The 12,803-nt window shown below is 72.9% G+C and carries 9 protein-coding genes; 6 read left to right on the forward strand and 3 right to left on the reverse strand.

What is annotated here, in order from left to right:
- Positions 1–85 precede the first annotated feature (85 nt).
- Genes BIV25_RS00025 through BIV25_RS54145 form a run of 5 tightly spaced genes read left to right on the forward strand, consistent with a single transcriptional unit; the run spans position 86 to position 5,862 of the window.
- Positions 86–2,527, forward strand: coding sequence for a SpoIIE family protein phosphatase (locus BIV25_RS00025; RefSeq protein WP_071369963.1), 2,442 nt, complete (start codon positions 86–88; stop codon positions 2,525–2,527).
- Positions 2,528–2,561: 34 nt separating this feature from the next.
- On the forward strand, positions 2,562–3,617 hold the full coding sequence (locus tag BIV25_RS00030; RefSeq protein WP_071369964.1) for an iron-siderophore ABC transporter substrate-binding protein: 1,056 nt from the start codon (positions 2,562–2,564) through the stop codon (positions 3,615–3,617).
- Entirely contained in the window at positions 3,618–4,634 is a 1,017-nt protein-coding gene (locus BIV25_RS00035) for an iron ABC transporter permease (protein ID WP_071369965.1), read from the forward strand.
- Entirely contained in the window at positions 4,631–5,689 is a 1,059-nt protein-coding gene (locus BIV25_RS00040; protein WP_071369966.1) for an iron chelate uptake ABC transporter family permease subunit, read from the forward strand. The genes BIV25_RS00035 and BIV25_RS00040 overlap by 4 nt, the downstream gene beginning before the upstream one ends.
- Complete coding sequence (locus BIV25_RS54145) at positions 5,647–5,862, forward strand: iron chelate uptake ABC transporter family permease subunit (protein WP_071369967.1); 216 nt, start codon at positions 5,647–5,649, stop codon at positions 5,860–5,862. Before BIV25_RS00040 ends, BIV25_RS54145 begins: the two co-directional genes overlap by 43 nt.
- A 39-nt stretch (positions 5,863–5,901) precedes the next feature.
- Here BIV25_RS54145 and BIV25_RS00050 read toward each other — a convergent pair whose 3' ends face one another.
- Positions 5,902–6,945 (reverse strand): NAD(P)-dependent alcohol dehydrogenase, encoded by a 1,044-nt coding sequence (locus tag BIV25_RS00050; RefSeq protein WP_071369968.1) that lies wholly within the window; start codon positions 6,943–6,945, stop codon positions 5,902–5,904.
- A 168-nt stretch (positions 6,946–7,113) separates the two neighbouring features.
- On the opposite strand from BIV25_RS00050, the gene BIV25_RS00055 reads away from it, so the two are divergent.
- Positions 7,114–8,022, forward strand: a complete 909-nt coding sequence (locus BIV25_RS00055; RefSeq protein WP_071369969.1) for a helix-turn-helix transcriptional regulator — start codon at positions 7,114–7,116, stop codon at positions 8,020–8,022.
- Between the two features lie 476 nt (positions 8,023–8,498).
- Here the strand turns inward: BIV25_RS00055 and BIV25_RS00060 are convergent, their stop codons facing one another.
- Together BIV25_RS00060 and BIV25_RS00065 are read right to left on the reverse strand one after the other, a co-directional pair.
- Complete coding sequence (locus BIV25_RS00060; protein ID WP_256255482.1) at positions 8,499–11,831, reverse strand: S8 family peptidase; 3,333 nt, start codon at positions 11,829–11,831, stop codon at positions 8,499–8,501.
- Between the two features lie 241 nt (positions 11,832–12,072).
- A complete protein-coding gene (locus BIV25_RS00065; RefSeq protein WP_071369970.1) occupies positions 12,073–12,756 on the reverse strand; it encodes an ABC transporter ATP-binding protein in 684 nt (227 codons plus the stop codon).
- Positions 12,757–12,803: the final 47 nt, after the last annotated feature.

Here is a 12,803-nt window from a genome sequence, read left to right on the forward strand (position 1 = left end):
CCGTTGAGCCGCAAGCGGGGACACGGGAGTCGCGGGCCGGGAGCACCGGGAGGAACATCGGAGGCATGGAGGCAAGGTGGTGGCTATGGGGACGCCGTCCATGCATGTCAGCGAGAGTCCGGAGGATCCCTTCGCCCTCGGTCGCGGTGTCTCGGCCGTGCTCGACGATCAGGGCGTCGTGGTCGGCTGGAGCGCCCGTGCCCAGGAGCTGCTCGGATACCCGGCCGGGGAAGTGATCGGGCGAGCCTGGCAGGACCTCCTGGTCGACCCCCGTGACCTGCCCGTCGTACGGTCCGTCGTCGTGGACGCCATGAAAGCGGGAGGGTGGTTCGGCGTCCTGCCCGTCCGGCACCGCGACGGGCACCGTGTGGAGATGGGTTTGCGGGCCCGCGCGGTCACCCGGGAGGCGGGCGGTCAGGAGTGGCTCCTGGTCGGTGCTCCCGCCGCGGAGGTCATCGCCTGGCAGCGGGACCGTGCCCTGTTGGACGGCTTGTACCGCCGGTCGCCGGTCGGCCTGGTCACCTACGACCCGAACCGGAGGGTGATCCGGGTCAACCGTGCCGTCGAGAAGGCGAGCGGCGTCCCGGCCGAGGTGCTGGCAGGCCGTCGCCCTCGCGAGTTCATGGTCGACGAGGACGCGGGTACGCAGGACGAACGGGTCCGGCACGTCCTGGAGACCGGCGAGCCGCTGATCTTCACGGAACAGTCCGCGCGGGCGCGCCACGATCCCGGCCGGGAACGGATCGTGTCGGTCTCGGCGTTCCGGATGGAAGACCCCTCGGGCCGGGTCCTCGGCGTGGCCGAGACGATCGAGGACGTGACCGACCGCCACCGGGCACGGCGCCGGCTCGCCCTGCTGAACGAGGCGAGCGCCCGGATCGGAACCTCCCTGGACGTGGCGCAGACCGCCCGGGAGCTGGCCGAGGTGGTCGTCGACGGCCTGGCCGACTACTGCTCGGTGGACCTCCTCAAGCCCGTGACACTGGGTGACGAGCCCGTTGCCGGTACGGCCGTTCAGCTGCTCCGGGCCGCCTTCTCGCCGGCGGAACACCGCCTGCCGTTCCGGGAGGGCGACGTGGTCCCGCTGCTTCCGGAGTCTCCGCAGGCACGGTGCCTGGCCGAGCGCCGCCCGATCCTGGAGGGGCTGCTGTCGCTGCGCCCCGAGTGGTACGCCATGGACCGGCGGCGCATCGAGATCGCCCTGGGCCTGGGCGTTCATTCACTGATCGCGGTACCCCTGCTCGCGCGCGGCCTGGTCCTGGGCGTGGTGAGCCTGTGGCGGTCGCGCAGTTCGGAGCCGTTCGAGGACGACGATGCCACGGTGGCCCAGGAGCTCTCCTCACGCGCGGCCGTCTGCATCGACAACGCCCGCCGCTTCACCCAGCAGCAGAGCGCCGCGCTGACGCTGCAGCGCAGTCTGCTGCCGAGCGCGGCGTCCGACCTGCCGGCCGTGGAGGTGGCCTGCCGCTACCTCCCGGCCAGCGGTGAACCGGGCATCGGCGGCGACTGGTTCGACGTGATCCCGCTGTCGGGAGCCCGGGTCGCCCTGGTCGTGGGCGACATGGTCGGCCACGGCATCCACGCCGCGGCCTCGATGGGCCGGCTGCGGGCCGCCGCGCGCACCCTGGCCAGCCTGGACCTGGAACCGGACGAGGTGGTGGCGCGGCTGGACGACCTGGTCAGTCTGCTGGCGGCCGAACGGGAGGCGATCGCCGACGGCAACCCGTCGGCGATCGACCAGGTGCTCGGGGCCACCTGCCTCTACGCCACCTACGATCCGGTGTCGCAGCGCTGCTCCCTGGCCCGCGCCGGCCACCCGGCACCGGTGGTGGCCACCCCGGACGGCGAGGTGACCGTGCTCGACCTGCCCGCGGGTCCGCCGCTGGGCCTGGGCGGACTGCCCTTCGAGACGTACGACCTGCACCTTCCCGAGGGCAGCCTGCTCGCGCTCTACACCAACGGCCTCCTGGAGGCGCGCGACGGCGACGTCGACGCCGCGCTGGAGAACCTGCGCGCATGCCTCACCCACGCCACCGAACCCCTGGACCACACCTGCCGCACCGTGGTCGAAGCGCTGCTGCCCAAGGACCACCTCCCCATCGACGACATCGCGCTGCTCATCGCCCGCACCCGGGTGCTGCCGCCCGAGGACGTCGCCTCGTGGCAGCTGCCCCTGGAAGCGACCGCCGCCGCCCGTGCCAGGGAGCTGGCCACGGCGAAACTGACCGAGTGGGGGCTGACCGAACTGGCCTTCACCACCGAGCTGGTCGCCAGCGAGCTCGTCACCAACGCGTACCGGTACGCGGCCGGCCCGGTGACCCTGCGCCTCATCCGTACGCACTGCCTGATCTGCGAGGTGTCCGACACCAGCCACACCTCCCCCCACCTGCGGCGGGCCCTCAGCACGGACGAGGGCGGACGCGGACTCTTCCTGGTCGCGCAGCTCACGGAGCGGTGGGGCACCCGCTACACGCACGACGGCAAGACCGTCTGGACGGAGCAGCCACTGCCACGCGAGGTAAGGTGAGCCTCACCTTACTCAGTGATCGGGAGTGCGAGTCGTGCGTGCGTTCAGGTTGACGGCCGTCCTGGCCGTGTCCGTCGTCGGAGGTCTGCTGGCCGGCTGCGGCTCGGGCGCCGGGGACGGGGCCGGGGGCGGTTCCGGGAAGGGGGACGGCAGCGGGCGCAACAGCGTCATCGGTGCCAGTACCGGTCCCTCCGCCGCACCCAGCGCGCTCGCCTCCGGCATGGGGTCCGACACCGGCACCGACGGCGTCTTCCCGCGCACCGTCACGCATTTCGAGGGGCGTACGACGATCACGTCGGCGCCGCAGCGGATCGCCGTACTCAGCACCGGACAGCTCGACGACCTGCTCTCCCTCGGAGTCGTACCGACGGCGGCCACCCGCGCCGACAACGCCGGGCTCGTGCCGGGCTACCTCGCCGACGCCTTCCCGCGCGACAAGAAGAGGCTCGCCGCGATGACCGACGCGGGCACCCGGCAGGCGCCCAGCCTGGAGTCCCTGGCCGCCGCCAGGCCCGATCTGATCCTGGTCAACGACTCCCTCGGCGACCTCTACCCCAAGCTGTCGAAGATCGCCCCCACCGTCGTCACCGCGGGCCACGGCATCAACTGGAAGCGGGACCTGCTGCTCGTCGGCGACGCCGTCGGCAAGGGCGAGCGGGCCCGGCGGCTCCTCGACGACATCGCGGAAGGCGCGGCGGAGAGCGGCAAGGCGGTCGGCGGCTCCACCAGCGTGTCCATGCTCCGGTTCACCCCCGGCCGCACCCGGATGTTCGGCGTTTCCTCCTTCACCGGTTCCCTCGCCGTCGACATGGGGCTCGACCGGCCCAAGTCCCAGCAGTTCAAGGCGATTTCGCAGGACATCAGCGCCGAGCGGATCGACTCCGCCGACGGCGACTGGATCTTCTACTCCGTGCAGGGCGACCCGGCGAAGACGGACGCGGGCAGCACGCTGGCCGGGCCGCTGTGGACGTCGATGAAGGCCGTCAGGGCCGGGCACGCGGTGCGGGTGGACGACGACCCGTGGTACCTCAACGCCGGTCCCACCGCCGCCCGCCTCGTCGTACGACAGCTCGCCGAGCACCTGCGGTAAGTGCGCACCCCTCCGCCCGGCCGAGCGTCCGCCCGGCTGCTCGCCTGGCCGGCCGCCGCCGCCCTGCTGGCCCTCGCCGTCCTGCTCAGCCTCGCCGTCGGCACCCGGCCGGTGGCGCCGCACACCGCGCTCGACGCCCTGCTGCACGGCGGGAGTTCGCCGGACGCGCTCGTCGTGCGCTCGCTGCGGCTGCCGCGCACCCTGGTCGGACTCACCGCGGGGGCCGCGCTCGGGCTGGCCGGGGCGGCGCTGCAGGCCGTCACCCGCAATCCGCTCGCCGACCCCGGCGTGCTCGGGCTGAGCCAGGGCGCGGCGGCGGGCGTGGTGTTCGCGCTCGCCCTCGGCGCCGGATACGGCTTCGCGGGGACCGTCTGGTACGCCTTCGCCGGGACCGTCGTCGCCGCGTGCCTGGTGTACGGCATCGCGTCGCGCGGGCGCGGCGGTGCCACGCCGGTGAAGCTCGCGCTCGCCGGTACGGCGCTGTCGGCGATGGCCGCCGGTGCCACGACCGTGGTGCTGACGTCGAGTTCGGCGACACTGGACCAGTTCCGGTTCTGGCAGGTCGGCACGCTCGCCGGACGGGACGCGGGGACGGTCGTACGGATGCTGCCGTTCCTCGTGGCCGGGAGTGTGCTGGTGCTGGCGTGTGCGCGAGGGCTGGACGCGCTGGCCCTCGGCGACGAGACCGCGCGGGGGCTGGGGCACCGGGTGCACCTGGTGCGGGCCTCGGCGGCGCTCGGGGCGACGCTGCTCGTCGCCTCGGCGGTGGCCGCGGCGGGGCCGATCGCGTTCGTGGGCCTCGCGGTGCCGCATGCCGTGCGGCGGGTGGTGCGCGGGGCGGGGTACCGGATGGTGCTGCCGTTGTCCGCGGCGCTGGGAGCGGCGCTGCTGCTGGGCGCGGATGTGGCGGGGCGGGTGGTGCGGGCGCCCGCGGAGGTGCCGGCCGGGGTGATGACGGCGTTGGTGGGGGTGCCGGTGCTGGTGGTGCTGGTGCGGCGAAAGGGAGCCGTGACGTGAAAGGTGCCACGCGTACCCGTGGGGCGACGGCCAGGCTCCGGTTCCGCCGCCACACCGTCGTCCTGCGCCGCAGGTCCGCCCTCACCGCCCTCCTCCTGCTCGTGCTCCTCGCCGGGACCATGGTCGCCTCGGCCTGTGCCGGGCAGACCTTCGTCCCGCCGGCCGAGGTCTGGCGTGCCCTGCGCCACGGCGGCACCCCGTACGACCTGGTCGTCACGGAGCTGCGGGTGCCCCGCATCGTGCTCGGGGCGCTCGTCGGGGCCGCGCTCGGCTGCGCGGGCGCGCTGGTGCAGACGGTGACCCGGAATCCGCTGGCCGGCCCGGACGTGATCGGTGTCGGGCACGGCGCCGCGGCCGCTACCGTGCTTGCGCTCGCCAGCGGGACGGCGAGCTCCCCGAGCGCCCTGCCCGCCGTGTCCGTCGCGGGCGGACTCGCGGCCGCCGCGCTCGTCCACGTCCTGGCCTGGCGGCACGGCATGCAGGCCGGCCGGTTCGTGCTCACCGGCGTCGGGATCGGTCTCGCGCTGTCGGCGGTCGTCCAGCTGTATCTCGCGGACGCCCAGCTGGACGCGGCCGAGCAGGTCAAGCTGTGGCTGACCGGCTCCCTGAACGGGCGGGGCCGGCAGCAGGCCGTACCCCTGGCCGTCGTCATGGCCGGATGCCTGCCCGGGCTCGTGTGGGCCGGATGGGCGGCCCGGCCGCTCGCGCTCGGGGACGAGACGGCGGCCGGGCTCGGGGTGCGGGTGAACCGGACGCGGCTCGGACTGACCGTGCTCGGTGTCGTCCTCGCCGCCGCGGCGACCGGCGCGGCCGGACCCATCGGGTTCGTCGCGCTCACCGCACCCCAGCTGGCCCGCCGCCTCACCCGTACCCCGCACCTGCCGCTGCTTTGCTCGGCACTGACGGGCGCGGTGGTGCTGGTCGCCGCCGACCTGGCCGCGCGCACCGTGCTGCCGCCGCTGGAGGTGCCGGTCGGCGCGCTGACCGCGCTGGTCGGCGGACCGTACCTGCTGTGGCTGCTGGGCCGCCGCGGCCGGACCGCGACGGCCCGATAGCCGCACGCCGCACACCGGCAGCAGGCCCGCCCGGCCTGGTCGCCGCCGACCTGGCCGCGCGCACCGTGCTGCCGCCGCTGGAGGTGCCGGTCGGCGCGCTGACCGCGCTGGTCGGCGGACCGTACCTGCTGTGGCTGCTGGGCCGCCGCGGCCGGACCGCGACGGCCCGATAGCCGCACGCCGCACACCGGCAGCAGGCCCGCCGGGTCGGGTCAGATCGTGGCCGTGTCGATCACGAAGCGGTAGCGGACGTCGCTCGACAGAACCCGCTCGTAGGCCTCGTTGATCTCCTGCGCGCCGATCAGCTCGATCTCGGCGCCGACGCCGTGCGCCGCGCAGAAGTCCAGCATCTCCTGGGTCTCGGGGATGCCGCCGATGCCGGAGGTGCTCAGGCTGCGGCGCTGGCCGGACAGCGACTGCAGGACGATCTGGACCGGCTCCTCCGGCAGGCCCACGTTGACCATGGTGCCGTCGGTGCGCAGCAGGGACAGGTAGGCGGCGAAGTCCAGCGGGGCCGAGACCGTGTTCAGGATCAGGTCGAACGTGCCGGCCAGCTCCTCGAAGGTCTTCGGGTCGCCGGTGGCGTGGTAGTGGTCCGCGCCGAGCCTGAGTCCGTCGTCCTTCTTGCGCAGGGACTGCGACAGGACGGTGACCTCGGCGCCGAGGGCGTGCGCGAGCTTCACGGCGACGTGGCCGAGACCGCCGAGGCCGACGACGGCGACCTTCTTGCCGGGGCCGGCGTTCCAGTGCCGCAGCGGCGAGTAGGTGGTGATGCCGGCGCAGAGCAGCGGGGCGGCCACGTCCAGGGACAGGCCGTCCGGGATGCGGACGACGTAGTTCTCGTCGACGACGATCTTCTGCGCGTAGCCGCCGTAGGTCGGCTGCCCGTCCTTGCCGGTGTCGTTGTAGGTCCAGGTCGGGCCGCCGTTCAGGCAGTACTGCTCCAGGCCCGCCGTGCAGTTGTCGCACTCGCGGCAGGAGTCGACCATGCAGCCGACGCCCACCCGGTCACCGACGGCGAACTTCCGCACACCGGTGCCGACCTCGGTGACGACGCCCGCGATCTCGTGGCCGGGCACCATCGGGAAGGTGCCGGGCCGCCAGCCGTCGCGGACCTGGTGGATGTCGGAGTGGCAGATACCGGCGAACTTGATGTCGATCAGGACGTCGAACTCGCCGACCGCGCGCCGCTCGATGGTCGTCCGCTCCAGCGGAGCCTTCGGGGCGGGCGCGGCGTACGCAGCAACAGTGGTCATGCCGGGGATCTCCTAGAGGGGTGGTCGCGCCCGGCTGCGTTCCGCCGGGCACGTTTCCAGACTGCCTCATCCCCCATGGTTCACCCAGGTCACGGCCTTGCGTACGACTGCTGTGCCTACCACTGGCGGGGTCAGGATGCGGTACGTACGACCAGGAATACTGGGCGTATGGAACGCAGCGACACACAGCCCGGAGCAGCCACCGCGGGGCACCCCCTGGACCGGCGCGCCGAGCTGAGCGAGTTCCTGCGCAGCCGGCGGGCCCGGCTGAAGCCGGAGGACGTGGGGCTGCCGGACTTCGGCCGGCACCGGCGGGTGCCGGGGTTGCGCCGTGAGGAGCTGGCGCAGCTGGCCGGGGTGTCGGTGGCGTACTACACGCGCCTGGAGCAGGGCAACGGCCGCAACGTCTCGGCGGAGGTGCTGGACGCGATCGCCCGCGCGCTGCGGCTGACGGACGCCGAGCACGCGCACCTCACCCACCTGGCGAAGCCGAAGTCGCACAAGAAGAAGCCGGCGGCGCGGCAGCAGCAGGTGCGCCCGGCGCTGCGGCAGCTGCTGGACACGATGGACGGCGTACCGGCGTACATCGTCGGCCGGCGCTCGGAGATCCTGGCGTGGAACCGGATGGCGGCGGCGGTCTTCGGCGACTGGGCGGAGCTGGCGCCGGCCGAGCGGAACTGGGCGCGGCTGGTGTTCCTGCGGCCCGACTACCGTGATCTGTTCGTCGACTGGCAGCAGAAGGCGATCGACATCGTGTGCGCGCTGCGCATGGACGCCGGCTGCTACCCGGACGACCCGCGGCTGTCGGCCCTGGTGGGTGAACTCTCCGTCAAGAGCGAGGAGTTCCGGCGGCTGTGGGCCACCCATGACGTCAAGGAGAAGAACCACGGCGTCAAGCGGCTGCACCATCCGCTGGTCGGCGAGCTGTCCCTGCACTTCGAGTCGTTCCGCCTGGCCGACGACGCGGACCAGTCCCTCATCACCTACCACGCCGAGCCGGACTCCCGGTCCGCCGACTCCCTGCGCCTGCTGGCCAGCTGGGGCACGGACGCCAGCCGGGCGGGCTCCGCCGCATAGCGCGTACGGCGTACGGCCGTCTCGGTCCTCGATCCCGAGGCCGGCCCGCATCGCCCGCCGCATGGCGGTGAGCAGCGGCTCGGCCTCCTTCAGCGTCAGCAGGACCCGATCGGCGCTCTCCCCCTCCCGGGCCCGCCCCCGGTCGATTCGCTTGACGGAGGCGTCGGCATCGGCGAGCACCCGGTTGACCGCGCGGGAGGCGTCGAGGATCCGCTCCGGCACGACCATCTGCGCCTCGGGGTACCGGTCCCGGTACTCCCTGCGGACCTCCTCCAGCCGCTCGCGGTCGACGCCCGGTTCATTCCCGTGTACGCCGCCCCCCGGCCCTCGAACTCCCGCCTGGCCGCGGCCTGTTGCGACTCCCGCGCGTGCTGCCGGCCGGAGTGCCGCTGGCCGAGCAGGGCGCGAGGAGCGTGCCGAGGACGCCGACGACGGCGGTGATCATGGCGGTGAGGGATGCGGTCACGGCTGGGACCCTATGCCGAGGGCCACCCGCCGAAGTACGCGTCCCAGATCGTGATGTCCGACGTGTTGCCCTGCTTGTCGGTGATCACGGAGCGGAGGGAGACGGACCGGCCCTCCGCCGGGTTGTTCAGGGTGATCCTGCCGCCCTTGACGGTGACCTTCTGGAAGGTCCTGCCGTCGTAGGAGGCGTAGACCGTAAGGGACGTGAGGTTCCGGCCCGCGGCCGGGCCCTCGACGGTGACCGGGAAGGTGACGGTCCGGCCGGCGGCGACGCGGCTGTCCGGGCCGGTCCGGATGCCGTAGTGCAGCACGGAGGCCGGCAGCACGGTGAACTCGCCGCGTTCCTTCGAGCGGAAGGTCCAGGACGCGTCGATCCGCGAGGAGGCCTGCGCGATCTTCGCCGAGCGCCTGACCGAGGTGGTCAGCCGGTAGGCGGCGTCACCGGCCGGCACCGTGAACGGCTCGCCGAACAGCGCGTCGCGGTTCGAGCCGACCTTGGTTCCGTCGCGGTACAGGGTCGTGCGCACCGAGGTGAAGTCGGAGTACCCGGCGTGCCTGCCCGAGTCGGCGAACAGCGGCAGCGAACCGTAGATCTTGTCGCCGTCGCGGAACAGGCCGAGCCCGGCCCCGACGTGCGGGCCGAAGACCGCGGTGTTGACCGTCTTGGTGTACGTGCGGCCGGCCTTGAACGTGAACTCGCCGAGCTCGTAGCCCGCGTCGGCGACGGCCTGCTGCCCGGTCCCGTCGTTCTGGGCGAACTCCAGCTGCCAGTTCACCCCGCCGATGGCGGACAGGTGCAGGGTCCGGGTGCCGGGCAGCTTCTGCGGGAAGCTGAGCGAGGTGGCGCCATTCGCTCCGGGCAGCCAGCCGACGGCGTTCAGCGTGCCGGTCTTGCCGCTCGCCGCAGCACCGAGCCGGGCCTTGACCGTGGCCAGCTCGCCCGCCTTGAAGTGCTTGGTGTAGCCGGTGGCGAGCTCTCTGACCGGGCCGCCGGTCGTGATGTCGTACTGCTCGCTCGCGCCCTTGGTCCAGTGGCCGTCCCACTGCTGGAACAGCGACCCGGCGGGCAGCCGCGGGCCCAGGTGGGCGCTGCGGAAGTTGCGGTACGAGTCCAGGAACATGCCGTAGTCGTACTCGCCGCTCCCGAGCGTGAGGGCGTATCCCGGATAGGCGAACCGCGAGGTGACGCCCTCGGCCGGGACGGTGATGTCCACCGGCCTGGCCTTGCGCGCGTCGATCGTGACCGTCTGCTTCCCGGACACGGTCAGCTTGGGCTGGGAGATCCAGTCGGTGCCCTTCGCGCCCTCCTTGTCCGCGTAGACGGAGGAGTTGAGGACGTACGTGCCCTTGCGCAGGCGCACCGCCACGGTGCCGGACGGGTCGTACGGGCTCAGCTGCGCGCCGGCCGCGAGACCGGCGACACCGTCGAGGCCGGTGTCGTAGTACTTCGCGGGCTTGCCGTCGCGGCCGATGACCTTCAGCGTGACGTCGTACGACTCCGCCTCGCGCGTCACCGCCGCGGCCGTACGCACGCGCTGGCCGGCGCCGGTCGCGGTCACGTAGGCCGCGTAGGCGCCGTCGAGGGTGCCGCCCAGCCTGGTGTCGGCCGTGAGGCCGACGGAGGCCGTGCCGTGCGCCGGGACCGTCACCTTGCTCGCGCCGAGCGTGAAGAGGCCGGCCGGGGCCGCCTTCCCCCTGGGGTCGGTGGCGGTGCTGCTCAGGACGAGGGTGACGGCCTTGTCCCCGAGGTTGCGGTACGTCACCCTCCTGGTGAGCGGCTTGTCGTCGGTGTGCGGCCACTGCTGGACACCGAAGTCGACCGAGACCGGGTCGGCGATCACCGACTGCGTGAGGGCCCTGTCGAGTGCGACGCGGCCCGAGCCCTGCTGGAACGGCGTGTAGTGGCCGCCGTCGGCGGAGCCGGTCAGCGCGCCCTTCAGCTCGGCGTAGCCCCAGTCCGGGTGCTCCTGCTTGAGGATCGCGGCGGCGCCCGCGACGTGCGGGGTGGCCATCGAGGTGCCGGAGAGGGTCAGGTAGCCCGCGGGCTTCTCGCCGACCTCCTTGTCGAGGGCGCTGCCCCCCGCCGCGGCGGCGGTGATGTCCACACCGGGCGCGGTGACGTCCGGCTTGATCGCGCCGTCGCCGGCGCGCGGGCCGGTGGAGGAGAAGTCGGCGAGCCGGTCCCTGCCGTCGACGGCGCCGACGGTGAGCGCGGCGTCCGCACTGCCCGGCGAACCGAGCGAGTTCGGACCGTCGTTGCCCGCCGCGATCGCGAACAGGATGCCCTTGGCCCTGGACAGCTTGTTCACCTCGGCCTCAAGGGGGTCGACGCCGGGGCTGTCGTAGCCGCCGAGGCTGAGGTTGACGACGTCGGCGCCCTGCACGGCCGCCCACTCCATGCCGGCCAGGATGCCGGAGTCGTCACCGGAGCCGGTGTCGTCGAGCACCTTGCCGTTGAGGATCTCGGCACCCGGTGCGACACCCTTGTACGTGCCTGCGGACGCGGCGCCGGTTCCGGCCAGGATGGAGGCGACGTGCGTGCCGTGCCCGGAGTGGTCGGTGGCGTCGGCGGCCGAGGTGAAGTTCCTGGACGCGATCACCTGGCCCTTGAGGTCCGGGTGGCCGGTGTCCACGCCCGTGTCCAGGACGGCGACCTTCACGCCCTTGCCGGTGAAGCCGGCCCGCCAGGCGGCCGGGGCGCCGGTCTGCGGCACGGACGTGTCGAGGGAGGCCTTGCGGACGCCGTCCAGCCAGACGTGCGCGATGCCGGGGGCCGCGCCGTCGCCGTCGGTGACGGCGCGCCACAGGGCGGCGGTGTCCCGTACCGGGGTCTGCACGGCGTCGGCGTCGAGCGCGGTCAGGGTGCGCCGCAGCCGGCCCGCGTCCCGGACGACGGCTTTGGCGGCCGCGGCGTCGCCGCGGTAGCCGACGATCACCTTCAGGCCGTCCTTCTGGGCCTTGCGGGTGGCGGCCTTGTTCAGCTCGGTGACGTCGAACAGCCGCTGGTCCAGCGTGCCGGAGGCCACCAGGCGGGCCGCGTCGGCGGGGACGACCAGCAGGTGCCCCGCGGTCCTGCGGACCTGGAAAGGTATGTGCGCACGGCCCTCGGCCCGCTCCAGGCCGATGACCCGCCCCCTGGCGTCGAGGTCGACCCGGTCGCCGGTGATGAGGGTGACGTGGGACTTGGCGGTGAGCGCGGAGCCGGTGGCCGGGGTACCGAAGGCGGTGGCCGGGGGGCCCGGCACCGGCCGCGCCGACGCCGGGCTGGTCAGACCCGCTGCGAGGGCGACGGCCGCGGCAGCGGCAGCACCGGCCGCGGCAGCGCCTTTCAGTTGTCTGCGCACGTTCTCCCCCTGGGGATGGAGTACCGGGCGAGATTCCCCGTTCACCCGGCCGAGGGTGGTCGTGTGCACCTGAAGGGCACCCCCCGGATCACGCAGTATGCCGGGGGGTGTTCAAACGCCTCAACAAATGTGAGGACAGTAAGAAAAAGGCCGGGAAACTGTAACCCGGCGGGCGGGCCGTCGTTACACGACCGCGAAGTTCCCTATGGGAAAGCCGTGTTGTATCAGTGTCGGATACGAGTCAGGCGCCGGCGTTCTCCCTTACCGTGATCTTTCCCTTGCGGATGGTGGCCAGCCGCGGCGCCTTCCTCGCGATGGCGGAGTCGTGGGTGACCATGACGAAGGTCAGCCCGTGCTCCTTCCACAGACGTTCGAGCACGTCCATGATCTCGTCCCGCATGCCCTCGTCGAGGTTGCCGGTCGGCTCGTCGGCGAGCAGCACCTTGGGCTTCTTCACCAGGGCGCGGGCGATGGCCACGCGCTGCTGCTGCCCGCCGGACATCTCGCCCGGCAGATGTCCGAGGCGCTCGCCGAGGCCGACGGAGTGCAGGGCCTCGGCGGCGAGCTCGCGGCGCTCCTTGGTCTTGATGCCGAGGGGGACGAGGGCGGTCTCCACGTTCTCCTGGGCGGTGAGGGTGGGGATGAGGTTGAAGGACTGGAAGACGAAGCCGATGTTCTCGCTGCGGACCCTGGTCAGCCGGGCCTCGCTGAGCTTGGCCAGGTCGGTGCCGTCCAGGATCACCTCGCCGGAGGTCGGCCGGTCCAGGCCGCCGAGCATCTGCAGGAGGGTGGACTTTCCGCCGCCGGTGGGGCCCTGGATGACGAGCCGGTCCCCGTCGCCGATGGTGAGGTCGACGCCGTCGAGGGCGTGGACGGTGTCCTTGGCCCGGGTGTAGCGCTTGGTCACGTTTCTGAGTTCGTACATGGTCGCTCCTGGGGAGGGGTCGGAAGGGCGTGCTGACGGACGAGCGG

This window comes from Streptomyces sp. MUSC 14, from assembly GCF_001866675.1.
In the GTDB taxonomy this organism is placed as follows: Bacteria; Actinomycetota; Actinomycetes; order Streptomycetales; family Streptomycetaceae; genus Streptomyces.